A 26,408-nucleotide genomic window follows, 5' to 3' on the forward strand; every position below is an offset into this window, starting at 1 on the left:
GCCGCGATTCAGGTATTCTGTTATTCTCGCATGACCTCATTACCGAATGCCCTACTGCCCTACTGCCCTACTGCCCTACTGCCCTACTGCCCTACTGCCCTACTGCCCTACTGCCCTACTGCCCTACTGCCCTACTGCCCTACTGCCCTACTGCCCTACTGCCCTAAGTAACCACCGACGGCTCCGCCCGTCCGCTGCGCTTTTTCACCTCGGCAATCTGTTCTGCCGCTTCGATGAACGGGGCCAGCGTTTCCTGCGTGTCAAGATTGTGTCTGGCGGTATCGGCCTCATAGCGCTCGATATAGATGCGGATGGTGGCACCCGACGTGCCGGTGCCGGACAGGCGCAGCACCACGCGACCGCCTTCGGGGAAATAGATGCGGATGCCCTGATGTTCGCTGATCGAGCCGTCGACCGGATCGTGATAGGCGAAGTCGTCGGCCTTCTCGATCGTGAGGCCGTTGACGGTGGTGCCGGGCAGGCTTGCAAGCTTGCCGCGCAGATCGGCCACCAGTTGCTTGGCGATGTCCGAATCGACCGCTTCATAGTCGTGGCGGGTGTAATAGTTGCGTCCGAAGCGCGCCCAATGTTCCTCGACAATATCCTTCACGCTCTGCTTGCGCACCGCCAGAATATTGAGCCAGAGCAGCACGGCCCACAGGCCATCCTTCTCGCGCACATGGTCGGACCCGGTGCCGGAGCTTTCCTCCCCGCAGATCGTCACCTTGCCATTGTCGAGCAGATTGCCGAAGAACTTCCAGCCGGTCGGCGTTTCAAACATGCCGATGCCAAGCTTTTCGGCCACGCGGTCGGCGGCCGCACTTGTCGGCATGGAGCGCGCAATGCCCTTGATGCCGTCCTTGTAGCCCGGCGCCAGATGCGCATTGGCCGCGAGCATCGCAAGCGAATCGGATGGCGTGACGAAGATGCCGCGCCCGATGATGAGATTGCGGTCCCCATCGCCATCGGAAGCCGCGCCGAAATCCGGCGCATTATCGGACATGAGCAGATCGTAGAGGTCCTTGGCGTAAACGAGGTTCGGGTCCGGGTGATGGCCGCCGAAATCCGGCAGCGGCACGAAATTGACGACGCTGCCTTCCGGCGCGCCAAGCCGCGTCTCGAAGATTTCCTTGGCGTAAGGCCCGGTCACGGCATGCATCGCATCGAACTTCATGCGGAACCCGCCCTTGATCATCGCGCGGATGGCGTCGAAGTCAAACAGGCTTTCCATCAGTTCGGCATAATCGGCAACGGGATCGAAAATGACGACCTCGGTGTCGCCGATCCGTGTGGTGCCGATCGTGTCGATATCGACGTCAGCTACATCGGCAATCTTGTACTGGTCGATCACCTTGGAGCGGGCGAAGATCGCTTCGGTGATCTTTTCCGGCGCAGGCCCGCCATTGCCGATATTGTACTTGATGCCGAAATCTTCATTCGGACCGCCGGGATTGTGGCTGGCCGAAAGCACCATGCCGCCGAAGGCCTTGTATTTGCGGATCATGTTGGAGGCGGCGGGTGTGGAAAGAATGCCGCCCTGACCCACCATGATGCGGCCAAAACCGTTGGCGGCGGCGATCTTGATGAGCTTCTGGATCACTTCGCGGTTATAATAGCGTCCGTCGCCGCCGACCACGAGCGTCTTGCCGGCAAAGCCTTCCAGCACGTCGAAAACCGACTGGATGAAGTTTTCAGCGTAGTTCTGCTGCTGGAAAACCGGAACCTTCTTGCGCAGGCCCGAAGTGCCTGGCTGCTGGTCCTGGTATGGCGTGGTCGCGATCGTCTTGACGGTCATGTCTTTCCCGTTCGATTCAATGGTTTCAAGCGGTTAACTTGTCGGCATTTGCGGTCATTACAAGACAACATAGATCAAACTTATTGATTGAAAATAACAAAGCGTGTGTTTGTCGCTGGCCATGCTACAAATTCCGTCATGACCGACAATGCTTGCCCCATCGCTGGCCCGCGCGATATTATGCGCCTGAAACGCGACGATGCCACCGGCCTCGAAGCCGTTGCCGCGCGTTTCCACAGCCACGCCTATGACATGCATTTTCACGACGAATGGCTCGTCGGCGTGACCCATGCGGGCGTGCAGGATTTTTTCTGCCGGGGCAGGCGGCGGCAAAGCACGCCGGGTCGGGTAATTCTCATCGAGCCGGGCGAACGCCATGACGGGCAGGCGGTCGCGGCGGACGGCTTTGCCTATAACATGCTCTACATGCCGCAATCGCTGATCCGCGATGCGATGGGCGGCAATGACGCGCATATCGGCTTTCGCCAGACGCTGGCCGATGATGGCGAGCTGTTTCACGCAGTCGCTCGTGCCTGTGAAGCTATTTTTCTGCAAGCGCCGCAACTGATGATCGAAGATTGCCGCGATCAGGTGACGAACCATCTTGCCCGGCATCTGGGGCAGGAGGCGGCAGAAAAAGGGGCGGCTCCGCATCCGGTCGCGGCACGCGCCATGGATTATCTGCGGGCGCGCTTCGATGAGGAATTCGGGCTCGATGAACTGGCGGGATCTGTCGGAGCCGCCGACCGTTTCCAGCTTTCACGCGGGTTCCGGCGCGCATACGGCACCACGCCGCATGCCTGTCTGGTGCAGTTGCGCCTTGCCGAAGCCCGTCGCCTGCTGCGCGAAAAAGTGCCGCCGGCGGAGGCCGCAGCACTCAGCGGCTTTGCCGACCAGAGCCATATGGGGCGCTGGTTCCGCCGCGCCTATGGCATGACGCCCGCCGCCTATCGCCGGGGCCGCACAAACGTTCCAGAAATTGCGGTGAAAAGCCGGTAGATCTTCCTCGAAAAGAGGAAGAACCGATGATTTTCGATACAAAAGTAGCCATTATCGTCCTGCACGATCTGCCTGTCTGGCAGAAGTTGAACGTGACCGCCTTCGTCGCGACCGGCATAGCCGGCGCGGTTCCGCAGGCGATGGGCGACGTTTACGAGGATGCGGCAGGCCGCAAGCATGCGCGTCTGCTGGGCCAGCCGATGCTGATCTTCTCGGCAACGCCGGACGTATTGCAACGGGCCTGGCAGCAATCGATCCAGCGCGATCTCATCCGGGCGCCCTATGTGCGCGCCATGTTCGACACCGGGCATGACGTCGCCAACCGTGCCGTTTTCAAGGCGGAAAATGCCGACGCGCCCGATCTGGTCGGCCTTGCGCTTTATGGCCCCAAAAAGGATATCGACAAGGCGATAAAGGGAACTAGCCTGCATCCTTGAACAGCACACTCTGGTCGAACAGATAGCGGTTGGAAAGCGGCAGGCTTGCCGCGCCCATCGCCTTGGCGTGGACGCCAACCTTGCCCTCGATGATCTTCGGCGCGCGCAGGCCCTGCAAGTCGAGGCATGAAAGCTCCACGCGGGTCGCTTCCACGATGCGATGGCGCACATTGCCCGGCAGCCAGCCGTCGATGACGGCGGCGGGAAAGTCGATCACGGAGGCGGCCGCCACCGCGGCATGGGCCAGACCGCGTGCGGCAAGCGCCACCCATTCGTCGAGCGGGGTGCCGAAATTGCGCCAGTTTTCCGGCGAAAGCCACAGGTCGTCGGAGGGCAGATGCCGCTCCTGCAACATGCGTTCGAGGACGAACAGCGAGGCCGTATCGATGAGCTGCAAGGTCTCGCCGCGCTCCCACGTGCCGCGCATGCGCATCGGCATGGAGCCGAGCGCGCCCGCATTGCCGGTGCGCCCGGGATAGAGCGTGTTGTTCAGCACCACGCCGCCGCCGATGAACGAGCCGATGAAGAAATAGACGAAATCGGTGAATTCCGGCCCGCGACCGAAGGTCAGTTCCGCGCCGCAAGCCGCGGTTCCGTCGTTCTGCACGAAGACCGGAAACGAAAACGCCCTGGCGAAATCGCTGACCAGATCGGCGCCGAGCCATGCGTCCAGATCCTCCGCCGGCGCTCCAACCTCCTCGACCCAGTTCCACAGTTCAAAGGGGAGGGCGATGCCGAGCCCCGCAATGCGGTCGCGCCTGGCCGGTTCGAGGGCCGCAGTGAAAGCATTGACGCTTTCGACAGTGAAGCGGCGGATTTCGCCCGGCACAGGCCAGCGATAGGTGATGTGGCGCCGCTCGCGGATCGCGCCCAGAAAATCCATCAGGATGATTTCCGCGCTGCGCCGCCCGATCTTGAGGCCGAAGGAGAAAACCCCGTCGGCGGCAAGGCGCATCGGCATGGAAGGCTGGCCAACACGGCCGCGCACCCGTTCGCCCTGCGTAATGAGCCCGTCTTTTTCCAGCGCGCGGATGATCACGGAAACGGTCTGCGCCGAAAGTCCGGTCAGGCGCGCAATATCGGCGCGGGCAAGCTGGCCGTGCCTGCGCACCAGCGCCAGAACCAGCCGCTCATTATAGGCGCGCACGCCGATCTGGTTGGAACCGCGATTGATGTCCGCGCCGGGCCCGGCGAATTGCTGCATGGCAGGACCCGGCGTTCCCGACAGCGCGCCGGAAAGCGTATCGGCAGACCTGCTTGCCGCATCGGCCCCGCCGTCTCGCGGATCGCGTTCAACTTTATGCCTGACCATAGCCTCTCCTGGAGCGGTTCCGGTTAAAACGGTGTCACGGGAACCGCTCGAACTCTTTTTTTCATCGCATTATCCGACGCAAAACCGCTTCACACTCTTGGCTCGGAAATGCTCAAGATTCCGGCCCATGGATTGCAATCGCAATGCGGCCATGGTGCGCGGGAATTCCTAAACCAAACATCGAGGGAGAAAAAGCCCTCTCTGAACGGATATGAAATAAAAACAATCGCTTAAGGTCGTTCGTGCTGCATAAGGGCAGGCGCTCTGCCAATCCCTTGCGCCTCTCTCTCCTCCGGGTGCCAGAGTGACACAGCATATTAATAAATCAAGTGGATTTATTAATTGACTCTGTTTTGAAGCCGTGTTTTGCTTCTCGTCTGCCGGGGGAAGAAGAACCGGTTTCAATCTGGGAGGAGTCCATGAAGAAGACAGTTCTGTCGGCAGCCTTTGCTGCCTTCGCGCTTGGCGCTGCCGCCATTCCATTGAGTTCGGCCAATGCCGCCGATGTCGGCGCGTGCCTCATCACCAAGACCGACACCAATCCGTTCTTCGTCAAGATGAAGGAAGGTGCTGTCGCCAAGGCCAAGGAGCTGGGGGTCAATCTCAAGACCTATGCGGGCAAGATCGACGGCGATTCCGAAAGCCAGGTCGCGGCCATCGAAACCTGCATCGCCGATGGCGCCAAGGGCATTCTCATCACGGCTTCCGACACCAAGGGCATCGTGCCGTCGCTGCAGAAGGCGCGCGAGGCGGGCGCGCTCATCATCGCGCTCGACACGCCGCTGGAGCCTGCGGATGCGGCGGACGCAACCTTTGCCACCGACAATTTCCTCGCCGGCGAGCTGGTCGGCAAATGGGCGGCGGCAACGCTTGGCGACAAGGCCAAGGATGCGCGGGTTGCCTTCCTCAACCTCACCGCGTCGCAGCCGAGCGTCGACGTTCTGCGCGATCAGGGTTTCGATGTCGGCTTCGGCATCGATCCGAAGGACAAAAGCAAGCTTGGCGACGAGGATGATCCGCGCATTGCCGGTCGCGACCTGACCGACGGCAACGAGGAAGGCGGACGCCGCGCAATGGAAAACCTTCTCCAGAAGGACCCGAACATCAATGTCGTCCACACCATCAACGAACCTGCCGCCGCCGGTGCTTACGAAGCGCTGAAGGCTGTCGGTCGAGAAAAGGACGTCCTGATCGTCTCCATCGATGGCGGCTGCCCCGGCGTCAAGAACGTTGCGGCTGGCGTGATCGGCGCGACCTCGCAGCAATATCCGCTGCAGATGGCTGCACTTGGCATCGAGGCGATCAAGAAGTTTGCCGACAGCGGTGAAAAGCCGAAGCCGACCGAAGGCAAGGATTTTGTCGATACGGGCGTAACGCTCGTCACCGACAAGCCGGTCGAAGGCGTTCCGTCCATCGACACCAAGACCGCGCTCGACAAGTGCTGGGGCTGATAGGCGCTCAAGGTTCAGGTCCGGCAGATCGCAAGCTCTGCCGGATCAGCATGAAGGCAGGAGACAGAGATGAGTGAGCCACAGGCGGCCTCCGCTGCACAAAAACCATCCATGCAGGACTATGAGAAGACGCTGTCGCAAAGCGCGGCGGATGTCGCCTCCTTCGATGCGGGCGACCGGTCGCTGCTATATAGGATGCGCAATTTCCTGCATCACAATCCTGCCGCCGTGCCGCTGATCGTGCTCGTCCTGTCGCTGCTGGTGTTCGGCGTCACGCTCGGCGGCAAGTTCTTCTCCGCCTTCGCGCTGACGCTCATTTTGCAGCAGGTCGCCATCACCGGCATTGTCGCGGCGGCGCAGACCCTCGTGATCCTCACCGCCGGTATCGATCTTTCGGTCGGCGCCATCATGGTGCTGTCCTCGGTGGTGATGGGCCAGTTCACCTTCCGCTATGGGCTTCCCGCCGAACTTTCCGTTCTGTGCGGCTTTGCCACCGGCGCGCTCTGCGGCTTCATCAACGGTTTTCTGGTCGCCTATGTCCGCCTGCCGCCCTTCATCGTGACGCTTGGCATGTGGCAGGTGATCCTCGCCACCAACTTCCTCTATTCGGCCAATGAGACCATCCGCGCGCAGGAAATCACGGCGGAAGCGCCGATCCTGCAATTTTTCGGCGAAAGCATCCGCATTGGCGGCGCGGTCTTCACCTATGGCGTCATCGCCATGGTGCTGCTGGTCCTGCTGCTCTGGTACGTGCTGAACCACACCGCCTGGGGACGGCACGTCTATGCCATCGGCGACGACCCGGAAGCGGCGCAGCTTTCCGGCGTGTCGGTGAAGCCGATCCTCATGTCGGTCTATGTGCTGGCTGGCATCATCTGCGCGCTTGCCGGCTGGGCGATGATCGGTCGTCTCGGCTCCGTGTCGCCGACCGCTGGCCAGTTCGCCAATATCGAATCCATCACCGCCGTGGTGATCGGCGGCATTTCGCTCTTCGGCGGGCGCGGCTCCATCCTCGGCACCATGTTCGGCGCGCTGATCGTCGGCGTGTTTTCGCTGGGCCTGCGCCTGTGGGGAACCGATCCGCAATGGACCTATCTCCTGATCGGCGTTCTCATCATCGCCGCCGTCGCCATCGACCAGTGGATCAGAAAGGCTGCCGCATGAAAACGAACACCACGCCTGTTCTGTCGGCCAGGGGTCTGGTCAAGCGCTACGGTCGCGTCACCGCGCTCGACCATGCCGATTTCGACCTCTATCCCGGCGAAATCCTCGCGGTCATCGGCGATAATGGCGCAGGCAAGTCCTCGCTCATCAAGGCGCTCTCCGGCGCGATCAAGCCGGATGAGGGGGAAATCCTGCTCGACGGCAAGCCGGTCAGCTTCCATTCGCCGATGGAAGCGCGGCAGGCGGGCATCGAGACGGTTTACCAGAATCTTGCCTTGTCGCCGGCGCTGTCCATTGCGGACAATCTGTTTCTTGGCCGCGAAATCCGCCGCAAGGGGCCGCTCGGCTCGCTGTTCCGCATGCTGGATCGCGGCGCGATGGAAAAGATCGCCCGCGAAAAACTCTCCGAACTGGGCCTCATGACCATCCAGAATATCGGTCAGGCGGTGGAAACCCTTTCGGGCGGCCAGCGCCAGGGCGTTGCGGTGGCCCGCGCTGCCGCCTTCGGCTCCAAGGTGGTGATCATGGACGAGCCGACGGCCGCACTTGGCGTCAAGGAATCGCGCCGCGTGCTGGAACTGATCCTCGACGTGAAGCGGCGCGGCATGCCCATCGTGCTCATCTCGCACAACATGCCGCATGTGTTCGAGGTCGCCGACCGCATCCATATTCACCGGCTCGGACGCCGCCTGACGGTGATCGACCCGAAGGAATATTCCATGTCGGACGCGGTAGCCCTGATGACCGGCGCGATGAGGCCGAAGGAAGCGGCTTGAAAAGACCTGCCACGCCTTTGATAAATCGGCAGGACGAATCACGGAAACCGGACATGACGCCTATCGAGCGCGAAGCCCTGCCTTCGGAAATTCTTGCGCGGCTGGCGCAAACCGACGAGCGCCTGATCGTGGCCATTGCAGGCCCGCCGGGAGCCGGAAAATCCACCATGTCCGATTATCTGCTCCATGCCATCAACAAGGGCGGCGAAGCGCCGTCCATCGTCGTGCCGATGGACGGGTTTCACCTCGACGACACCATTCTCGACAAGCGGGGATTGCGTAGCCGCAAGGGTTCGCCGCCCACCTTCGACTGCGCCGGGTTCGCGGCGCTGCTGCAACGGCTGAAACAGGCGGAAGGCGAAATCTTCATCCCGGTCTTCGACCGTTCGCTGGAGCTTTCCCGCGCCGCCGCATCCGCAGTCGGGCCGGAGCATCGCGTGCTTCTGGTCGAAGGCAATTACCTCCTGCTCGATCAGCAGCCATGGGCGCAGCTTGCCTCCTTTTTCGACATGACGGTCTATCTGGACGTGCCTTTTGCCGAGCTGGAACGCCGCCTGATCGACCGCTGGCTCGGCTTCGGCTTCGATGCCGGAACGGCCCGAAATCGCGCCCTTTCCAACGACATTCCCAATGCCGAACTCGTGGTTGCGCAATCGCGCAAGGCGGATTTTGTGGTCAGGCCCAGCGCCTGAAAACGGGGAATTGCGCCTTTCAAGGGTTGCGGCGACGCGCTTGCGTCTGCATGATGGCAGAAATCGCTTCATCAGTTTCCGACCGGAATAGTTCCCCATGACGACATATGTTTTCGCGCCGCCCCCGCAGCCGTTTCTGCCGGTGAAGGGAACGGATGCGCGCTTTCCCGTGCACCGCATCTATTGCGTCGGCCAGAACTATGCCGATCACGCCATCGAAATGGGCGGCGATCCGACCCGCAACCCGCCTTTCTTCTTCCAGAAGAACCCCGACAGTCTCGTGATCGAAGGTGGCGATTTCCCTTATCCGCCGAAGACCGAGGACGTGCATCACGAGATCGAACTCGTGGTGGCGCTGAAGACCGGCGGCACCGACATTGCTGTCGAAAAGGCGCTGGACCATGTTTATGGCTACGCGGTCGGCATCGACATGACGCGCCGCGACTTGCAGGCCGTTGCCAAGAAGGCCGGGCGCCCATGGGAAGTGGCCAAGGCATTCGAGCACTCTGCGCCCTGTTCGGCCATCGTGCCGGTGTCGGAAATCGGTCACCCGGAAAAGGCGGCGATTTCGCTTTCCATCAATGGCGAGACGCGCCAGACGGGCGACCTCAACCAGATGATCTGGAAGGTGGCGGAAACCATTTCCTACCTGTCGTCGCTCTTTGAGCTGCGCCCCGGCGATCTTATCTTTACGGGTACGCCTGCGGGCGTCGGTCCGGTGAAGCGCGGCGACCGTCTGGAAGGCAAGGTCGATGGCGTGGCAACCCTCACCGTAACCGTGGTCTGATTTATCACGCGGAGGAGCTTGAATGAGCATCTATCTTCCCGATGACGTGCACGGCGCACTGGAACGCTTCATCGCCGAAAAACATCCCGGTCTCAACCAGACCGAGGCGATGACGCTTATCCTGCGCAAATGGCTGGTGCGCGAAGGCTACCTCCCGGCGGAGCCTGAACATGGCACGCCGCCGGAGGAACTGAACGCGACCAATGACGATTGAACAAGGCAGCAAGTGACTATGGCAAAACAGCCGCCGGAAGGAGCGGGCCGCAAGACCGCGCTCGGGCGACGCCTTTTGATTCTGACAATCCTGGCAATTCTGCTGGTGATCGCGCTCGTCTGGATGAGCATTTATCTGTTCGATCCCAATGGCGGTCTGGACTTCGATGATCTTGGTATTTTTGCTTTGGATTTCAACGCAGTAGATATGTTGCTGCACCGCGTTCTGTGAGCGCGTTAATCTTTTTGTTACCGTTTGAAACATTCATTTTGGCTGAGCCCTGACGTTTAGCGCTTCCGTTTGCCGCCTTTTGCATGGTACACGACTGTCATCGACCGAAAGAATATTGACTGAAACGGGCATCCCGCGATGCCTGTAAAGCCAAGAGGATCTGGATGGCATTCGAGGACATCAAGGCGGAAATTGCGCTGCTTTTCGAGCAAATGGTGAATCAGCCGCAAGACGCTCATGAAATCCGCGAAACGGTTCGCGAGAAGCTCAATGCGCTGCGCGCAAGCGGCTTGCCACTGCCTGCCGATCTGGTCGAGCTTGAAAAACGCATCGAACAAGATTTCGATTCCTGAGAACGGGTCCGGTCATGCGTCTCCAGCTTTCTTCTTCCGCTGATATGGTCCGCAAGGGCATTCTGCTTCTTGGTTGCGCCGTGGCGCTCAGCGCCTGCAACACCACCAATGACGGCAAGCCGGTGAAAACCGCGCTGATCACGCAGACCGATACGTCCAGCCAGACCGTTGCCGCCGCAGGCAGCACCGCCGGTGCCGCGACGGATGCCGCAGGCACGGCGACCGCCGATGCAGCCGCCGCCGGAGCGCAGACCGTCGCCGCCGTGACCGACCCTTCCGATCCGGTCCTGCCGGCAATCGTTCCCATTCCGGGCATTCGCGGCCAGTCCGAACCGATGATGGCCTATGCAGGCGCGCAGGCCGCCGCTTCGCCGGCCTCCGTTGCCGCCAATATGGCTTTCGAGACGCCGGACAGCGCGCCCAAGGATCTGGATTCGCTCATCACCAAATATTCCGTCGCCTATGATGTTCCCGAGCGCCTTGTGCGCCGGGTCGTGCACCGCGAAAGCCGGTTCAATCCGGCGGCCCGCAACGGGCCTTATTGGGGCCTGATGCAGATCACCCATCCGACCGCGCGCGGCATGGGCTATACGGGTTCGGCCAAGGGCCTGCTCGATGCGGAAACCAATCTGAAATATGCGGTTCGCTATCTGTCCGGCGCCTACAAGGTGGCGGGTGGCGATGAAAGCCAGGCGGTCCGCTATTATGCGCGCGGCTATTATTACGATGCCAAGCGCAAGGGGCTGTTGCAGGAAACGGGCCTTGACGGCAGCTGGAAGCGCAGCGGCCCGACCCGTGAGGCAGCGGCTTCCATCCAGCCGGCATCCCTGCCGGAAGGTGCGGCCACGCCGCTTCCGGGCGTCGCGCCCATCCAGGCTTCCTACACACCGGCGGCGCAATAAACCAACTGTCATCTTGACGCTGCAATGCAATGGCAGTTTCCTGTTGAGAGCGCATCCCGAAAATTGTGAAACGGCTTTCTGGATGCGCGTTAAAACAAGGGACCAGAGCGCCGATCTGATCCAATCAGATCGAAACGCGCTCTGGAACCGACGACAGGAAGACCACATGAATGTGAGATTGCCGCATCCCATCAAGTGGAAATATGACCGGGCCGAATTGTGGGCCGATGGGATCATCCATGTTCTGGGTGTCGGGCTGGCGCTTGCTGGCGCGATTGCCATGCTGGTCTATTTCCTGCCGAACATGCCGGCGGCGACCTCGATCTCGTCGGGCGTCTACCTTGCAAGCCTTCTGGCGGCGCTTGGAATTTCCGCCGTCTACAATATCTGGCCTGTTTCCCCGACCAAATGGTTCCTGCGCCGCTTCGACCATTCGGCGATCTACCTTTTGATTGCCGGAACCTACACGCCGTTTGCCATGCACATGGGCGACCGCGCGCTGCCGTTGCTGCTTTTCGTCTGGAGCGTGGCTTTGGTCGGCATCACGCTGAAACTGTTCATGCCCGGGCGTTTCGACCGGCTGTCGATCCTGCTTTATCTGGCGCTCGGCTGGAGCGGCGTCATGGTCTACGACACCATGGTGCAGTCGCTGCCGCCCGCCGTCTTCTGGCTGATAGCCGCCGGCGGCATGGTCTATTCGCTGGGCGTTATCTTCCATGTCTGGGAGCGGCTGCGGTTCCAGAACGCCATCTGGCACGGCTTTGTCGTGGTGGGCGCGGCACTGCATTATTGTGCGGTGTTCTTTGTCGGCGCATGGAACTGAAGCCCGGTCTATTTCGGCTCTGACGGCCTGCAAATGGCACACTTCTGCGCTTCCGGTGCTCATGTGCTTTTCGTTGGCGCGTGGAACTAGAGCATTTCCAGCAAAAGTGTGAAACGGTTTTGCGTTGGATAATGCGATAAAACAAATAGTTAGAGCGGTTCCGGCGATTCTGTTAGAACGGAACCGCTCTAACGAAAAGGGCGGCATCCCGGATTCAGCTTATGACGTGCCGAAAATGGTGTTTTGCGAGAACCGGAGCGGAGTGTACTTTAAGGTACATGAGCACCGGAAGCGCAGCAAAGCGCCATTTGCAGGCCGTCAGAAGCTGAATCCTAATGAAAGTCGCGTGAGTTCGGCATGATCCGCACATTTCGCGGATGATGCGCCATCTGGGACGGCGCGACGAGGCGCTGTGCCTCGCGTCCGCTCATTTCGATCAAGGCTGCCGAACGGTCCTGCAATTTCGCCGCCACCAGATGCACGACCCCTTCGGGGCTACGCTGGATGCGGCCTTCGATATGGATCAGCCGCGCCCCCATCACTTCGCGGCGAAACGCCTTCATGATCTTCGGCCAGACGACGATATTGGCGATGCCGGTTTCATCCTCGATGGTGAGGAACACCACGCCCTTGGCGCTGCCGGGGCGCTGGCGCACGGTGACGACGCCCGCCACCTTCATGCGGCGCCCGTCCGCACCTTCCTGCACTAAGCGGCAGGTGGAAACGCCTTCCGCCGCAAGCCCCTCGCGCAGATATTGCAGCGGATGCCCTTTCAGCGAAAGCCGCGTCGTTTCGTAATCGGCGATCACATGCTCGGACGCGGCCATTTCAGGCAGTTTCGTGCGCGGTTCCTGCGCCAGTTCGCTGGTCGCAGCGGCGCGAAACAGCGGCAGCGTCTCGTCATTGGGCAGGCGGCGCACGGCCCAGAGTGCTGCGCGGCGGTCGATATCGAGCGAGCCGAAGGCATCGGCATCGGCCAGAAGCGTGAAGGCGCGCCGGTCGAGCCGCAGCCGCCGGTGCATGTCCTCTATGGTGCGATAGGGTTCGTGCCGATCGGCAATCAGCAGCCGGGCATCCTCCTTGGAGAATCCGTCGATCTGGCGAAAGCCCAGTCGCAGCGCCGGTCGGATATCGAGCGTATCCTCCAGAATATTGTCCCACTGGCTGAAGTTCACATCGACGGGCAGCACCGTCACGCCATGGTCGCGGGCATCGCGCACGATCTGGGCAGGGGCGTAAAAACCCATGGGCTGGGAATTGAGAAGGGCGGCGGCGAACACTTCCGGATGGTAGCACTTGATCCATGCGGAAATATAGACCAGATGCGCAAAGCTTGCCGCATGGCTTTCGGGAAAGCCATATTCGCCGAAACCCTTGATCTGGTTGAAGCAGTTTTCGGCAAAGCTCCGCTCGTAGCCGCGCCTGACCATGCCCTCGATCATCTTCTGCTCCATCGTGTGGATGGTTCCCATCTTGCGGAAGGTGGCCATGGCGCGGCGCAACTGGTTGGCCTCGTCGGGCGTGAATTTTGCAGCCTCCATGGCAATGCGCATCGCCTGTTCCTGAAACAGCGGGACGCCCTTGGTCTTGCCGAGAATCTGCCGCAACTCGTCCGGCGGACCATGCTCCGGCGAAGGCGATGGCAGGGTGCAGGGCTCCTGTCCGTTTCGCCGCCTGAGATAAGGATGCACCATGTCGCCCTGAATGGGGCCGGGGCGCACGATGGCGACCTCGATGACGAGATCGTAGAACTCCTGTGGGCGCAGGCGCGGCAGCATGTTCATCTGGGCGCGGCTTTCCACCTGAAACACGCCGAGCGAATCCCCCTTGCACAGCATGTCGTAGACGCGCTTGTCGTCGCGCTCGACGGTTGCCAATGTCAGCTTCTCGCCGCCATAAAGCTGCGGCTTGTGCTGGTGAATGAGGTCCAATGCCTTGCGGATGCAGGTGAGCATGCCGAGCGACAGCACATCGACCTTCATCAGTCCCAGCTCGTCAATGTCGTCCTTGTCCCATTCGATGAAAGACCGCTTGTCCATTGCCGCCGGGCCGATGGGCACGGTCTCGTCCAGCCGGTCGCGGGTGAGCACGAAACCGCCGACATGCTGTGACAGGTGGCGCGGAAAGCCGATCAGCGTGATGGCGAGTTCCACTGCCCGCCGGATGATGGGGTTGTCGGGATCAAGGCCCGCCTGCCGGATATGCTGCTTGTCGATGCCGCCGCCCGATATGCCCCACACCGTATTGGCGAGCGCCGCCGTCACGTCCTCGGTCAGGCCCAGGGCCTTGCCGACATCGCGGATGGCGCTGCGGGAGCGATAGCTGATGACGGTCGCGACAATGGCGGCGCGGTCTCTTGAGTAGCGGTCATAGACATATTGCATCACCTCTTCGCGCCGCTCATGCTCGAAATCGACATCGATATCCGGCGGTTCCTGACGTTCGGCGGAGATGAAGCGCTCGAACAGGAGATCCACTTCCGTCGGGTTCACGCCGGTGATGCCAAGGCAGAAACAGACGACGGAATTGGCCGCCGAACCGCGTCCCTGACATAGAATCTTCTTGGAAATTGCAAACTGCACAATGTCATAGACGGTGAGGAAATAGGGCTCGTATTGAAGCTGGGCGATCAGCGCCAGCTCCTTGTTGATCAGCGCCTGCACCTTGGGCGGGATGCTGTCCGCGCCGTAATGACGGGCAGCGCCTTCCCAGGTGAGGTCATGGAGATGCTGCCGTGCCGTCTTGCCGGGCGGGATGGGCTCGTCGGGATAGGCATATTTCAGCTCATCGAGCTGGAAGGTGATCGGCGCGGCGAAATCGGCGGTCGCCGCGACGGCTTCAGGATAATCGCGGAACAATCGCGCCATTTCATGCGGCGGTTTCAGGTGGCGCTCGGCATTCTTTTCCAGCAGGCGCCCGGCATCGAAGACGGTCGTGTAGTGGCGGGTTGCCGTCAGCACATCCTGAAGCGCGCGCCGGTCCGGGTGATGATAGAGCACGTCATTGGTGGCGATCAGCGGCACATTGGCTTCGGCCGCGAAACGGGCGGTGCGTTCCGCGCGGCGTCCGTCCTGCCCCTGATGTGGCATGGCAAGCGCCAGCCAGACGGAGCCGGGCGCAGCCTTGGCGATTTCCGCCAGACGGTCGGCAAAATCCGGTTGATCTTCTTCGGGAGGAAAAACCGCGATCTGGAACTGCCGCGCGCGAAACAAAAGATCGGCCCATAGCAGATGGCATTCCCCCTTGATGGCGGCGCGGGTCTTGCCCTCCGTCAACAGGCGGCACAATTGCCCATAGGCGGCGCGGTCACGCGGATAGACGACCATATCCGGCGTGCCGTCGATGAAGGACAGGCGGCAGCCGATGAAAAGCCGGAAATCGCTTTTCTTGCGAATATCCTTCCATTCCGCATGGGCCCGCACCACACCGGCCAGCGTGTTGCGGTCGGCAATGCCGATGCCGGACAGGCCAAGCGCATGGGCCTGCAAAACCAGTTCCTGCGGATGCGATGCGCCGCAAAGGAAGGAGAAATTGCTGGCAGCGGCCATTTCAAAATAGAGAGACATCACGCAAACAGCCCATGCAGAAACCAGCGCGGATGATTGAGGCCGTCATAAAGCCCCTCGCGAAAAATCCAGAAGCGCTGGCCGTTTTCATCCTCCACCCGATAATAATCGCGCAGTTCCGGCACGTCCTGACCGATTGCGCGCCACCATTCCGGCTCGATCCGTTCCGGCCCTTCGGCAAGGCGCACCTGATGGCGCACCCGCCGCCACAGGAAAAACGAGGGCGGGCTGTCGGGCACTTCCGCCACGCTTTCGATCAATTGCGGTGGACGAAACAGTTTTATGGGACGCGCTGGCGGGTCGCCGGGAAGAGGCTGTAGGCTTTCATAATCGGCTTCGCCTCTGCCGTCCGTGTGCAGGGCAGGGCGCAGGCCGAAGGCCCGTTCGGGCATATGCGTATTGCGCGAAAAGGAAACGAGAACGCGGTCCTGCCCAAGCCGCGCCGAAAGCCGGTCCACAAGCTGGCTGAACCCCGCTTCATCCTCCTCGTGCTGGTCGAGTCCGGTCTGGCGCTGGGCGACTGGCGCGCTGCGCAGTGCGGCCACCCGGATCATGTCGAAGCCGAACCCGGCGTCGAGCGGGTCGGTCAAGGCATTGAGCCTTTCGCGGGCAAGGCGCAGGAAAACCTTGTCATCGCGCAGCGGCTGGCCGGTTTCGATATGGATATGGCGCACGTCGCCATCGACCCGAAAGAAGGAGGCCTCGATCAGCAGCGCGCCTTTGCCCTCCGGTTCAAGCTGCGCAAAAAGCGCCTGCGCCAGTTCCTGCAAGATGTGTTCGACCAGCTCCATCCCCGTGACGGGTTCCGACAGGCGGCGCTCCGCGATGCTGAGCGGCATGATGCGCAAGGGAGAAATCGGCGCGCGCTCCTGCCGCGCCAACCGGTCGAGCCGGGTCGCAAGATCGGTGCCGAAACGGGCGGTGAGCGCGGCGCGCGGAAGCCCCATCACATCGCCGATGCGTTTCAGCCCGGCGCGCTTGAGGCCGGTTTCGGCAGCTTGCGTCAGTTCAAGCGCGGATAGCGGCAGGCGGGGAAGCAGCCGGTCGGCCTCCGCCTTGCTGAACACGCCGCCCTTCGTTCCCCGCGCCAGTAGCCGCGCGGCAAAACTGTTGTCGGCAATCGCCGCCTGAACCTTCAGTCCGGCGCGTTCAATGCGGCGAAGCGCGTCGGCGCGCATGGCGGCAAGCCCGCCGAACAGATGCGCGCAGCCCGTTATGTCGAGCATCAGCCCATGCGGTTCATCAAAGGCGACGAGCGGCGTGTAGCGCTCGCACCAATGGGCAAGGCGCTTGAGAAGCGCGGCGTCGTGTTGCGGCGCGGCGGTCGCCACGTCCAGCCTTTCCACACGGGCGCGCGCATCCGTCAGCGCCATGCCGGGGAAAAGACCGTGCTTCGCCGCCGCCGCATCCACCGCCGTCAGGCGCAACGCATTGGCCGTGCGCTCGGTCACCACCAGGGGCAGGCGCTCCCTGCCGTCATGCGGAACGGCGCGGCGAAGCCGGTCGGTCGGCAGAAACGGAAACCACAGGGCGAGAAACAAGCGTTCTGCCGTCCCGTTCTGTTGTGCCAAATTCAAGGGTTTCATTGTTCCATTCCATGATCCATTGCCCGCATGTGCCGTGGCGGTTGCGCTCCAGCACGGCGGAGAAGACCGGTTTTCCCGGTGCGTTCGCTCCGCTGGAGCGCGATGGCACGGGCGCCACCCGCCAGCGGCTGACGGCAGCACTTTGCACGGCCGTTCGATGGCTCCTGAGCAGGATGACCGGCAATTGCGCGGCCTCGCTCGCCAGAAGCAGGCGGCGCGATGCGGTGAGGTCGAGACATTTCGGCTGGCCGGTCACCGAGGCGACGACGCCGGAAACCAGATGCGAGGCCTTGCCGCCGCTGCCTGCCTCCAGCGCATCGTTTGCCGCTTTCAGCGCATCCTGCGCGCTGGGGCAGCGCACGATCAGAAGCCGGGCCGGATCGATCCCGAAGGCATGAAGCCCCGGCGGATAAAGCCCGCCATATTCGCTTGCCGCACTTTCCTCCTCGATCCAGATGATCGGCCTTTTGTCTTGCGAGGCGCGCAGCGCCAGCGCCAGCGCAAAGCCGGTCGCCGCCATATGCGCGCCGGGATTTTCGGCAAAGACCTCATGCAGCGCATCGCCAGCCAGGCCATGCGGAAAGGCGGCATCGGCCCCGGCAAGGCCGAGCGTGAAGCTGCGTGCGCGACCGAAGCCTGCTTCCGTCCCGCTTCCCGTCCTGCTTTCTGTTCTGCTGGCGAAACTGCCTTGCGGATCATTGCCTGCAATGGCCGTAACCATGCGCCGCAACGCCGCGATGTCGATGCCGCTCACGTTCGATTCCTGTCAAATTGTTCTCTATTTGTTCTAGTATTGAATCGAGCAGGCGAAGAGTCAAGTGGAAGAAGTGCGGGTGGAAAATCCTTGCCGGATATGCCTTGGAGTTATATATGGATCATATATGATCTGTATATAAATCGCATAGTGAGGAAGCCATGGGTATCGTGAAGATCGGCGATGAGCTGCATGAGGAACTGCGCAAGGCGAGCGACGTCATGTGCCGTTCGATCAATGCGCAGGCCGAATACTGGATGAAGATCGGCATGCTGGCGCAGGCGCATCCCGACCTGTCGTTCAACGAGATCGTGCAGATGCAGCTGCGTGCAGCACAGGTTGAGCTGCCGGTTCTGCCGGTTCTGGCAGTGCAGTCGTCATGACCAAGACACCAGCCGAAGTGGAGAAAATGGCGGCATCCGGCGCGCTGCTTGCCTCCGTGTTTACGCTTCTCGACCGCACGCCGCTGGCCGGCATGACCACGATGCAGGTCAACGATCTGGTCGAGGATTACATCACCCGCGACTTGCAGGCCCGGCCCGCCAGCAAAGGGCAATATGACTATCCCTATGTGCTGAACAGCTCGAGGAACGAGGTCGTCTGTCACGGCATGCCGTCGCATGACGAGATCATTGAAAACGGCGAGATCATCAATTTCGACATCACGCTGGAAAAGGATGGCTATATCGCCGATTCCAGCAAGACCTATATGGTCGGAGAAGTTGCGCCCTTTGCCTCGCGCCTCGTTCGCGTGACCTATGAGGCGTTGTGGAAGGGCATTGCGGCTGTACGTCCCGGCGCGACTTTGGGCGATATCGGCCATGCCATCGAGCGCCACGCCAAGCGGCATGATTACAGCATCGTGCGGGAATATTGCGGCCACGGCATCGGTCGCCAGATGCACGAGGAGCCGCAGGTCATGCATTTCGGCAAGCCCGGCACCGGCGTTCGCCTGCGCGAGGGCATGGTGTTCACCATCGAGCCGATGCTCAATCAGGGAACGGCCAAGGTGAAGCAGGAAAAGGACGGCTGGACGGTGGTGACGCGGGACGGAAAATTGTCAGCGCAGTTCGAGCATACGGTGGCGGTCACGTCGAACGGTGTGCGGGTGCTGACGCTGCGTCCGGGCGAGGAAAAGATGCTGGCGGCAATCAAAAACGCAGTCTGACATTATCAAATTTTGCCTGCCATCCAGAGCAGAAAGACAATCGTCCCGCCCACGCTCATTCCTGCGGCAAGAATGGTCCCTGCGATGGCGGGCGCGAGTTTCAGGACTGAAATATGGGGCGTTATTTCCAGCCGGAAATTCGCCCTGATCTTTTCAGGGGTCAGGCAGATGATTTCGTAATCCCCGGCTGTCGTGCAGTCGAAATATCCCAAGGCATGGGAAGCATTGCCGCGCATATCGGTCCGCCGGACGCTCAACAGGAAGCGGCGTGTGGAATGATAGGCAATCGGCGCGCCGGTCGCGCAGACCTTGATGGCAAACTGCGTTGAGAAATAGGCCGTGCCGGGGAGAATGGTAAACGGCGGAAACACGATGCTGATCGCGTAGCGTCCGGCGTTCGGCAAATGAAAGATGTGTGGCCGGGCGTTGCCCGTAAACTGGTGCCGGACATCAGGCGCAATCATTTTCCACAAAATGGAAATGCAGCGCACCAGCAGGTAAGCGCCAAGCAGAATGCAGGCGGGCAGGGCCAGATAGACAGACAAGATTCACGTCCCGCTCGAGAGCATTTCCATTAAAAGTGTGAAACGTCTACGCGGGGAAATCAGTTCACTGGACTGATTTCTTATCCCGCTTCGATGCGTTGGATAATGCGATAAAACAAACAGTTAGAGCGGTTTCGGCGATTCTGTCAGAGCAGGAACCGCTCTAAAAAAAGCCCGCCGGGAAGGCGGGCTTTTGTCCTGATTGGATATGCTTATTTGCGGTCGCGCGCGGCGAGCGTGCGCAGCCGCAGCGCATTGAGCTTGATGAAGCCTGCGGCGTCCTTCTGGTCGTAAGCGCCCTGGTCGTCCTCGAAGGTGACGAGCTTGTCGGAATAGAGCGACTTCGGCGATTCACGGCCGATCACCATCACATTGCCCTTGTAGAGCTTGAGCGTGACTTCGCCTTCGACATGGCGCTGGCTGTGGTCGATGGCCGCCTGAAGCATTTCACGTTCCGGCGAGAACCAGAAGCCGTAATAGATCAGCTCCGCATAGCGCGGCATCAGCTCGTCTTTCAGGTGCGCCGCACCACGGTCGAGCGTGATCGATTCGATGGCGCGGTGCGCAGCGAGCAGGATCGTGCCGCCCGGCGTTTCATAGACGCCGCGCGACTTCATGCCGACGAAGCGGTTTTCCACGAGGTCGAGACGGCCAATGCCGTTGTCGCGGCCATAGTCGTTGAGCTTGGCAAGAAGCGTGGCAGGCGACAGGCGCTCGCCATTGATCGAGACCGCATCGCCCTTTTCAAAGCCTATTCTGATGATCGTTGCCTTGTCGGGCGCGGTTTCCGGCGAAATGGTGCGCATATGCACATATTCCGGAGCCTCGACAGCCGGATCTTCCAGAACCTTGCCCTCGGACGAGGAATGCAGCAGGTTGGCGTCGACGGAGAACGGCGCTTCGCCCTTCTTGTCCTTGGCGACGGGGATCTGGTGCTGTTCGGCGAATTCGAGCAGATGGGTGCGGCTCTTGAACGACCAGTCGCGCCATGGGGCGATGATCTTGATGTCCGGGTTCAGCGCGTAAGCCGAAAGCTCGAAACGAACCTGGTCGTTGCCCTTGCCGGTCGCGCCATGGGCGATGGCGTCGGCGCCGGTCTTTTTCGCGATCTCGATCAGGTGCTTGGAGATCAGCGGACGGGCAATCGAGGTGCCGAGCAGGTAGACGCCTTCATAGACGGCATTGGCGCGGAACATCGGGAAGACGAAATCGCGCACGAATTCCTCGCGCACGTCCTCGATGAAGATTTCCTTGATGCCCAGCATTTCCGCCTTCTTGCGGGCCGGTTCAAGTTCTTCGCCCTGGCCGAGATCGGCGGTAAAGGTCACGACTTCCGCGCCCAGTTCCGTCTGAAGCCACTTCAGGATGATCGAGGTGTCGAGGCCGCCCGAATAGGCGAGAACGACTTTCTTAACGTCTTTCAGCTTGCTCATAGTTACTTCCGTCCAATGCGGTGCGGTTGAGGCTCCGATGGAACCCAACTGATATATCCGCAAGTCTTTTATCAGTTGCCAAGCGCCGCGCAAGCCGAAGGGCTGCGACTTATCGCGAAAACTGATGCGATGTCATGTACCCTGCGGTTCGCCGACCTCATAAACAACCAGATTGCGGTCGCCGATGCCAAGCTCAGGCCACGCGGCCCGCCATTCGGCAATATGGGCGGAGACGAAATGCCGGTCGAGCGAGGCGCGGTCGCGCCAGAATTCCTTGACATGGATCAGACCCGGTTCCAGCACGTCTTCGGCATAGAAATAGTCCACGCAGCCGTCTTCGGCACGGCTGGCCAGGATCATGCGCTGCATGGCCTCGCGCGCCCGGTCGAGATTTTCTGGCGGCAGGCGAACGGTCCCCACGATAAGCAGCATTCCGGTCTCCATTCCACTGTTTCCTTTGCCGGGAAATTATTCTAGCGTGCGCCATATCCTGGAGCACATCTCGATGTCTTTTCTGACAAACCTGACCTTCATTCCTGAATGGACGATCTTTGTCCAGTTCGCGATTGCAACCGCGATCCTTTCCATCACCCCCGGCCCGGACATGACGCTGTTCGTCGGGCGCGCCCTTTCCGAAGGCAAGGCCGCGGGCTTTGCCTGCATGGCTGGCGCCAGCACCGGCATCGTCATTCACACGACCATGGTTGCGCTCGGCCTTTCGGCGCTGATCATCGCATCGCCAGCGGCTTTCACGGCGCTCAAGGTGATAGGGGCGGGCTATCTGGTGTGGCTCGCCGTGCAGGCGATCCGCAAGGGGTCGGCCTTCTCGCCGGAAAAGAATGGCGGCAAAAAGCATACGCTGTTCCAGAACTGGCTGACCGGGCTTGGCATCAACCTGCTCAACCCGAAGATCATCCTGTTCAACATGACCTTCCTGCCGCAATTCGTCTCCGCGCACGACCCGCATGCCATGGGCAAACTGTTCTTCCTCGGCCTGTCTTTCATTCCGATGGCGCTGCCCTTCACCATCCCGATGGTGGTGGCGGCAGATCGCTTTGCAGGGCTTCTGAAGAAGAACCCGACCGTGACGCGCATCGTGGACTGGATGTTTGCAGGCGTATTCTCGGCCTTCGCACTGAAGATCATCACCGCACAGGCGAAATAGAGCATTTCCAGCAAAAGTGCGAAGCGGTTTTGCGTAGGATAATGCGAATGAAAAAGCCATTTCCAGCAAAAGTGCGAAGCGGTTTTGCGCAGGATAATGCGAGTGAAAAAGCCATTTCCAGCAAAAGTGCGAAGCGCCTGCGCGGGGAAATCAGTCCACTGGACTGATTTCTTATCCCGCTTCGATGCGTAGGATAATGCGAAAAAGGAAGATGGACCGATTATTCAGCAGGGCGATTGAAAAATCGTCCTGCATTGCGGCCAGCCAGTCGCCAGTAGACCCAACCGGCAAATGCCCCGGAAATCGTAAACTGAATGAACATTTTAAAGTCGCGATATGAGGGCGGTAGCGAAATATCTTTCGCTGCAAAGAATATTATAAGGATTAATCCAAGAATCCCTCCAAATATAATATAATAATTCTTGTAGTTTATTCGGAGTAATTCGGAAAATATAATGAATGCTGTGCATGGAACTGAAGTGAAAATTATAATTATTCCTGAAAGAACGAGAGCAATCTTGGGTATATCTAGAAAAAATTCCAATATAGGATAAATGTTGCTGCTGTAATTATGGTCTAATAAATCATTTATTCCCACGAATAAACATATTGACACGCCTGCGAAATATGCAGACAGGGCGTATGAAATAAGTATATTGATTAGTGATTTTAAATGACTGACAATTTGCATTGTCGCCTCTTGTTATTTGATTTAAAAATGTGCTTAAAATTATGATATAAATTTGTATTGTCTATTTTTTACATCGAGGCGGTTCCTGTTTTAACGGAATCGTTGGAACCACTCTATCTATTTGTTTTGCCGCATTAGCCAGCGCATCGAAGCGGGATAAGAAATCAGTCCTGTGGGCTATTTCCTCACACAGGTGCTTCGCACGTTTGCGGGAAATGCTCTAATTTCAATTATTACCGAAGATCGGTTGGGTGGACAAGAAGCCGTCCGGCATTGCGGCCTGCGAGCAGCCAGTAGACGAAGCTGCCGACGACACCGGCGCCTGCAATGGCCGCAATCCAGAGCGAACTTTCCTGTACGCTCCGGTTATCGCTGAATGGAAGCGATGCGCTTGCTGCCGCGAGCCCGATCAGTGCGCCCGCAACGCAGTAGAACAGCGACGACTTGTAACCGCGCGCTTCCGCCAGGACGATCAGGATGAGGGCGGGCACGAAGCTGAACCCGCCAGCCAGTACGGCAAGCGCGAAGCCGCCGACAAACACGGCGCTCCAGAAGCTGGTGGCTGCAAAAAACGAACCGGCATCCGCATCGCTCGCCATCATGACGAAATCGTTCATGAAGGAATCGACCCCGAGGGTACGGAAAAGGATGGCGGCCAGAAACCAGCCTGCCGCTAATACACCGCAGCAATAGCCGAATACCACGATGACGAAGCGCGTTATGTAGTCGAAAGTATCGTTCAAGCGCGCTCCCTCGGTTTATTCGCCGTGCCCGGCGATCATCATGGCTTCGAGCGCAAGGCGCTCGCTCTTGCGCAGGCGTTCGGATTCCGATTTCAGCTGGCCGCAGGCAGCGAGAATGTCGCGGCCGCGCGGCGTGCGGATCGGCGATGCGTAGCCTGCCGCGTTCACATAATCGGCGAACTTCTCGATCTGCTCCCAGTCCGAGCACTGGTAATTCGTGCCGGGCCACGGGTTGAACGGGATCAGGTTGATCTTGGCCGGAATGCCCTGCAACAGCTTCACCAGAAGCTTGGCGTCCTCAAGGCTGTCGTTGATGTCCTTCAGCATCACATATTCGAAGGTGATGCGCTTGGCATTGGACAGGCCCGGATATTCGCGGCAGGCCTTGATGAGCTGTTCCAGCGGATACTTCTTGTTGATCGGCACCAGAATATCGCGCAATTCGTCGCGCACGGCGTGCAGCGAAATGGCGAGCATGACCCCGATCTCGTCGCCGGTGCGATAGATTTCCGGCACCACGCCGGAGGTCGAAAGCGTGATGCGGCGCTTGGAAAGGGACAGTCCGTCGCCATCGGAGGCGATCAGCAGGGCCTTCTTCACTTCCTCGAAATTATAGAGCGGCTCGCCCATGCCCATCATCACGATATTGGTGATCTTGCGGCCCTCCGCGGGAACCATGGCGCCGTCGGGCGTGTCCTTGTCCGGGAAATCGCCGAGACGATCGCGTGCGGTCAAAAGCTGCGCCAGAATTTCTTCCGAGGTGAGGTTGCGCACCAGCTTCTGCGTGCCGGTGTGGCAGAAGGAGCAGGTGAGCGTGCAGCCGACCTGTGAGGAAATGCAGAGCGTGCCGCGGCCTTCCTCGGGGATATAGACGCTTTCGATCTCGACCGGACGACCGGCACCCCGCGGCGGAAAGCGGAACAGCCACTTGCGGGTGCCGTCCTGCGAAATCTGTTCCTCGACCACTTCAGGCCGCGCAATGGTGAAATGCTGCGCCAGCAGGGCGCGCAGATCCTTGGAAATATTGCGCATGTCGGCGAAATCGGAAACGCCGCGCACATAGAGCCAGTGCCAGAGCTGGCTGATGCGCATTTTCGTCTGCCGTTCCGGCACGCCGACCTTGATCAGCGCTTCGGCCATTTCCTCGCGCGACATGCCGATCAGCGACGGCTTTGCCTCCAGGCTGGCGCGCGCATGGCGGGCAAGCTGGTCGCGCGTATCATCAATGGTAAGGTCGAACGAAATGGACATCTGTTTTCAACTGTTGGAAGACGAACGCTTGGAGCGCGTCGATAAGCTTCGCCAGACAATCTGGCCCGAATTCATGGATAAATAGGGTCGGACGCTTGGCTTTGCGACCCTGTTGCGCGCGCTCTTAGCACACATTATCGCATTCGTCATCCCACATGAAATGCGGTCTGCCATGCAGGAATGCAGTGCAAAAGAAAAAGCCGGACACATGGCCCGGCTTTCAAAGTCATCCATTCGCGTGGATTATTTGCACTTCTGGATGGCTTTCAGCGCATCCGAAATACCTTTAAGCGAATAGGTGTAGTTGGTCTTGGTGCCGCGCTTCGACTGTGCCTGCACCTTCATTTCCGAGCCGCCGCGCATGGCTGCGATGAGCTGCGGTTCTTCGGCTGCATTTTCCATCCATCCGGACTTGCCGTTGACGAACATGTTGAAACTGCGGTTGCCGATGGAGACGACGACCTTGGCATTGGTGTTGAGGTCGTAACCGGCCATGAATTGCGGTTCGAACGAGATGTTCTGGCCGGGCTTCTGGCTCACGAGGAAGAAGTTGTCACCGTGATCGACACTGGCCGGAGCCTTCTGGGTCGGTACGGAGAGGACATAGCAGACCTTGCCGTTGCCCGACTGATAGCTGTAGGCGCCCCAGGCATTGAACTGGCTGATCTGGCTCGGGGTCTGGGCGAGTGCCGAGCCCGCCATCCCAATCATGAACACAGAAGCCGCGACGATCGATTTTCCAAGCATTGGTTTTTACCGGTTCTCTTTCGTTTGCTTCAAACTTGAATATCGGGATGCCGCCGTTCATCACGCCGTCCCGCTCAGTTGCCGATTAAAATGCCTTAATCTGGGTTACCAAACGGTGAAGTTTCGAAAGAAAACTTGAATGAGCAGCCAAGTCGCCCCGCCATCCCTTGGTTCAGTTGAATGAAAAGAAAGCGGCGAGAGTTTGTCTTTGGTGAAGGGAGTAGGGAATAGGGGCGGTTAAAAGGGGAATATGGGAATAGGGGAGTACGGGAATAGGGAGGAAAACAGGCGTAATTGATTGCAGGGTTGCCGGGATCACATAGCTGTGAATAGCCTCCCTTACTCCCTTACTCCCTTACTCCCTTACTCCCTTACTCCCTTACTCCCTTACTCCCTTACTCCCTTACTCCCTTACTCCCTTACTCCCTTACTCCCTCATCCTCCAGCGCCTGCTTCGCAGCCAGCCGGTGCGCGGGCGTGATGTGGGCGCGAACGGCGGTCAGCGCCGCCATCAGCACGGCAACGTCGTCTGTGAAGCCGATACCGGCCAGAAGGTCGGGAATGGCGTCGAAAGGCAGGACGAAATAGGCAAGTGCTGCCATCAGCGTCATGCGCACGCGGGTCGGCGTCTTCTGGTCGAGCGCGCAGTAATAGGCTGCAACAACCTCGTCCATGAACGGCACCATGCGTCCGGCGCGGCGCGCCGCCTTCCAGAATCCGTTCTTCACCCGTTCGCTGCGCTTTTTAAATTCACTCTCGCTGCCGGGTTCGAGGATTTCACCGATTCTGACGTCATCCATTCTCGTTCAACTCCTGTCGTCCC

27 protein-coding genes are annotated in these 26,408 nt (G+C 59.9%); 15 read left to right on the forward strand and 12 right to left on the reverse strand.

Translation table 11 applies throughout. The features are described from left to right. Nucleotides 1-163 precede the first annotated feature (163 nt). Complete coding sequence (locus J9800_RS10675) at nucleotides 164-1,795, reverse strand: alpha-D-glucose phosphate-specific phosphoglucomutase (protein WP_114214356.1); 1,632 nt, start codon at nucleotides 1,793-1,795, stop codon at nucleotides 164-166. A gap of 138 nt (nucleotides 1,796-1,933) precedes the next feature. Here J9800_RS10675 and J9800_RS10680 point away from each other — a divergent pair, with 138 nt between their 5' ends. Together J9800_RS10680 and J9800_RS10685 are read left to right on the forward strand one after the other, a co-directional pair. Next, nucleotides 1,934-2,794: an AraC family transcriptional regulator gene (locus tag J9800_RS10680; RefSeq protein ID WP_114214638.1), complete on the forward strand. Its 861-nt coding sequence runs from the start codon at nucleotides 1,934-1,936 to the stop codon at nucleotides 2,792-2,794. 26 nt (nucleotides 2,795-2,820) lie between these two features. Continuing rightward, entirely contained in the window at nucleotides 2,821-3,231 is a 411-nt protein-coding gene (locus J9800_RS10685) for a DUF2000 domain-containing protein (RefSeq protein WP_114214355.1), read from the forward strand. On the opposite strand, the gene J9800_RS10690 is transcribed toward J9800_RS10685, so the two are convergent. Then, nucleotides 3,215-4,459, reverse strand: coding sequence for an ROK family transcriptional regulator (locus J9800_RS10690; protein ID WP_502696696.1), 1,245 nt, complete (start codon nucleotides 4,457-4,459; stop codon nucleotides 3,215-3,217). The two genes, J9800_RS10685 and J9800_RS10690, sit on opposite strands and share 17 nt — an antisense overlap. A gap of 503 nt (nucleotides 4,460-4,962) precedes the next feature. On the opposite strand from J9800_RS10690, the gene J9800_RS10695 reads away from it, so the two are divergent. The 10 genes from J9800_RS10695 to trhA all read left to right on the forward strand — a co-directional run bounded on the left by J9800_RS10695 (nucleotide 4,963) and on the right by trhA (nucleotide 11,936). Next, the gene (locus tag J9800_RS10695; protein WP_112592170.1) at nucleotides 4,963-5,994 is read left to right on the forward strand and encodes a sugar ABC transporter substrate-binding protein; all 1,032 of its coding nucleotides are present in this window, start codon (nucleotides 4,963-4,965) and stop codon (nucleotides 5,992-5,994) included. A gap of 69 nt (nucleotides 5,995-6,063) precedes the next feature. Further along, complete coding sequence (locus J9800_RS10700; protein ID WP_114214352.1) at nucleotides 6,064-7,158, forward strand: ABC transporter permease; 1,095 nt, start codon at nucleotides 6,064-6,066, stop codon at nucleotides 7,156-7,158. Next, a complete protein-coding gene (locus J9800_RS10705) occupies nucleotides 7,155-7,934 on the forward strand; it encodes an ATP-binding cassette domain-containing protein (RefSeq protein WP_114214351.1) in 780 nt (259 codons plus the stop codon). The genes J9800_RS10700 and J9800_RS10705 overlap by 4 nt, the downstream gene beginning before the upstream one ends. A gap of 53 nt (nucleotides 7,935-7,987) precedes the next feature. Then, nucleotides 7,988-8,626: a nucleoside/nucleotide kinase family protein gene (locus J9800_RS10710; RefSeq protein ID WP_114214350.1), complete on the forward strand. Its 639-nt coding sequence runs from the start codon at nucleotides 7,988-7,990 to the stop codon at nucleotides 8,624-8,626. 97 nt (nucleotides 8,627-8,723) lie between these two features. Next, nucleotides 8,724-9,413, forward strand: coding sequence for a fumarylacetoacetate hydrolase family protein (locus J9800_RS10715; protein WP_162792615.1), 690 nt, complete (start codon nucleotides 8,724-8,726; stop codon nucleotides 9,411-9,413). Between the two features lie 22 nt (nucleotides 9,414-9,435). Then, nucleotides 9,436-9,627 (forward strand): hypothetical protein, encoded by a 192-nt coding sequence (locus J9800_RS10720; RefSeq protein ID WP_112592178.1) that lies wholly within the window; start codon nucleotides 9,436-9,438, stop codon nucleotides 9,625-9,627. Between the two features lie 18 nt (nucleotides 9,628-9,645). After that, nucleotides 9,646-9,858, forward strand: a complete 213-nt coding sequence (locus tag J9800_RS10725; RefSeq protein ID WP_112592180.1) for a hypothetical protein — start codon at nucleotides 9,646-9,648, stop codon at nucleotides 9,856-9,858. A 164-nt stretch (nucleotides 9,859-10,022) separates the two neighbouring features. Then, entirely contained in the window at nucleotides 10,023-10,211 is a 189-nt protein-coding gene (locus J9800_RS10730; RefSeq protein ID WP_006472952.1) for a hypothetical protein, read from the forward strand. Between the two features lie 14 nt (nucleotides 10,212-10,225). Next, nucleotides 10,226-11,113, forward strand: coding sequence for a lytic transglycosylase domain-containing protein (locus J9800_RS10735; RefSeq protein ID WP_114214347.1), 888 nt, complete (start codon nucleotides 10,226-10,228; stop codon nucleotides 11,111-11,113). A gap of 166 nt (nucleotides 11,114-11,279) precedes the next feature. Next, nucleotides 11,280-11,936 carry a PAQR family membrane homeostasis protein TrhA gene (gene trhA, locus J9800_RS10740; RefSeq protein WP_114214346.1) on the forward strand — a complete coding sequence of 219 codons (657 nt, stop codon included), beginning with the start codon at nucleotides 11,280-11,282 and terminating at the stop codon, nucleotides 11,934-11,936. A gap of 332 nt (nucleotides 11,937-12,268) precedes the next feature. Here the strand turns inward: trhA and J9800_RS10745 are convergent, their stop codons facing one another. From J9800_RS10745 to J9800_RS10755, 3 genes are read right to left on the reverse strand one after another with little or no spacing between them, the layout of a single operon-like run. Continuing rightward, nucleotides 12,269-15,502: an error-prone DNA polymerase gene (locus J9800_RS10745; RefSeq protein WP_114214345.1), complete on the reverse strand. Its 3,234-nt coding sequence runs from the start codon at nucleotides 15,500-15,502 to the stop codon at nucleotides 12,269-12,271. Then, complete coding sequence (locus J9800_RS10750) at nucleotides 15,502-17,043, reverse strand: Y-family DNA polymerase (RefSeq protein WP_114214344.1); 1,542 nt, start codon at nucleotides 17,041-17,043, stop codon at nucleotides 15,502-15,504. The genes J9800_RS10745 and J9800_RS10750 overlap by 1 nt, the downstream gene beginning before the upstream one ends. Then, nucleotides 16,979-17,842 carry an ImuA family protein gene (locus J9800_RS10755; protein ID WP_114214343.1) on the reverse strand — a complete coding sequence of 288 codons (864 nt, stop codon included), beginning with the start codon at nucleotides 17,840-17,842 and terminating at the stop codon, nucleotides 16,979-16,981. The genes J9800_RS10750 and J9800_RS10755 overlap by 65 nt, the downstream gene beginning before the upstream one ends. Nucleotides 17,843-18,003: 161 nt before the next feature. Between J9800_RS10755 and J9800_RS10760 the strand changes: the two genes are divergently transcribed. Continuing rightward, the gene (locus tag J9800_RS10760) at nucleotides 18,004-18,225 is read left to right on the forward strand and encodes a ParD-like family protein (protein WP_112592187.1); all 222 of its coding nucleotides are present in this window, start codon (nucleotides 18,004-18,006) and stop codon (nucleotides 18,223-18,225) included. Then, entirely contained in the window at nucleotides 18,222-19,010 is a 789-nt protein-coding gene (gene map / locus J9800_RS10765) for a type I methionyl aminopeptidase (protein WP_114214342.1), read from the forward strand. The genes J9800_RS10760 and map overlap by 4 nt, the downstream gene beginning before the upstream one ends. A gap of 5 nt (nucleotides 19,011-19,015) precedes the next feature. Here map and J9800_RS10770 read toward each other — a convergent pair whose 3' ends face one another. The 3 genes from J9800_RS10770 to J9800_RS10780 all read right to left on the reverse strand — a co-directional run bounded on the left by J9800_RS10770 (nucleotide 19,016) and on the right by J9800_RS10780 (nucleotide 21,420). Then, nucleotides 19,016-19,555, reverse strand: a complete 540-nt coding sequence (locus J9800_RS10770) for a hypothetical protein (protein ID WP_286167373.1) — start codon at nucleotides 19,553-19,555, stop codon at nucleotides 19,016-19,018. Nucleotides 19,556-19,767: 212 nt separating this feature from the next. Further along, nucleotides 19,768-20,988 carry an argininosuccinate synthase gene (locus J9800_RS10775; RefSeq protein ID WP_114214341.1) on the reverse strand — a complete coding sequence of 407 codons (1,221 nt, stop codon included), beginning with the start codon at nucleotides 20,986-20,988 and terminating at the stop codon, nucleotides 19,768-19,770. A 132-nt stretch (nucleotides 20,989-21,120) separates the two neighbouring features. Next, nucleotides 21,121-21,420, reverse strand: a complete 300-nt coding sequence (locus tag J9800_RS10780; protein ID WP_114214637.1) for a putative quinol monooxygenase — start codon at nucleotides 21,418-21,420, stop codon at nucleotides 21,121-21,123. Between the two features lie 73 nt (nucleotides 21,421-21,493). On the opposite strand from J9800_RS10780, the gene J9800_RS10785 reads away from it, so the two are divergent. Then, complete coding sequence (locus tag J9800_RS10785) at nucleotides 21,494-22,153, forward strand: LysE family translocator (protein WP_112592192.1); 660 nt, start codon at nucleotides 21,494-21,496, stop codon at nucleotides 22,151-22,153. Between the two features lie 924 nt (nucleotides 22,154-23,077). On the opposite strand, the gene J9800_RS10790 is transcribed toward J9800_RS10785, so the two are convergent. The 4 genes from J9800_RS10790 to J9800_RS10805 form a co-directional block, all read right to left on the reverse strand. Then, entirely contained in the window at nucleotides 23,078-23,587 is a 510-nt protein-coding gene (locus J9800_RS10790; protein WP_114214339.1) for a hypothetical protein, read from the reverse strand. A gap of 15 nt (nucleotides 23,588-23,602) precedes the next feature. Beyond that, complete coding sequence (gene rlmN, locus J9800_RS10795; RefSeq protein ID WP_114214338.1) at nucleotides 23,603-24,838, reverse strand: dual-specificity RNA methyltransferase RlmN; 1,236 nt, start codon at nucleotides 24,836-24,838, stop codon at nucleotides 23,603-23,605. A 243-nt stretch (nucleotides 24,839-25,081) separates the two neighbouring features. Beyond that, nucleotides 25,082-25,585: an invasion associated locus B family protein gene (locus tag J9800_RS10800; RefSeq protein WP_006465808.1), complete on the reverse strand. Its 504-nt coding sequence runs from the start codon at nucleotides 25,583-25,585 to the stop codon at nucleotides 25,082-25,084. 419 nt (nucleotides 25,586-26,004) lie between these two features. Beyond that, nucleotides 26,005-26,385, reverse strand: coding sequence for a YkvA family protein (locus J9800_RS10805; protein ID WP_114214337.1), 381 nt, complete (start codon nucleotides 26,383-26,385; stop codon nucleotides 26,005-26,007). Nucleotides 26,386-26,408: the final 23 nt, after the last annotated feature.

The organism is Ochrobactrum sp. AP1BH01-1 (genome assembly GCF_018066705.1).
Lineage (GTDB): Bacteria > Pseudomonadota > Alphaproteobacteria > Rhizobiales > Rhizobiaceae > Brucella.